This is a genomic window from Mesorhizobium sp. WSM4848, assembly GCF_055811375.1.
In genome coordinates this window covers 1-339 of record NZ_JBVVPX010000135.1, presented here as the reverse complement: position 1 = coordinate 339, position 339 = coordinate 1, and the positions used below count along the sequence as shown (strand labels likewise).

The following is a 339-nucleotide window of genomic DNA, read 5'->3' as shown; positions in this document are numbered from 1 at the left end:
GGGTCGCAGGTGTAGTGCCGTTCGAAGGTCCCGTCCGCGCGCCGCTGCTTGTCGAAGCCGCGATGTAAGGCTCGATCGCGCGCTCGTGGACCAGCCAAAGGGGATCTCGGCCGAGGCGTAGCCACTGCCGGCGGCCAAACCGTTTCGGGATCGAGGCCGAAGCGATCCTAGTGCGCTCGATCGTCGTGCCGGCCGCGCCTGCCTCCGCATGACGGATGGCGCGGCTTCGCAAAGCGCACATGATTTCGTCACGTGAGATGCGGATGTCGCCAAGAACGTCATCGGGTAAACGGCTCAACTGGTCCGTTGCCGACAAGAGAGCTTTTCGCTCGGCGCGGA

General features: G+C 64.9%; 1 pseudogene. It reads right to left on the bottom strand.

Annotated features, from left to right (window positions below):
• Positions 1 to 298: pseudogene (locus tag AC0L16_RS33655) on the bottom strand (hypothetical protein); the annotation flags it as partial.
• Positions 299 to 339: the final 41 nt, after the last annotated feature.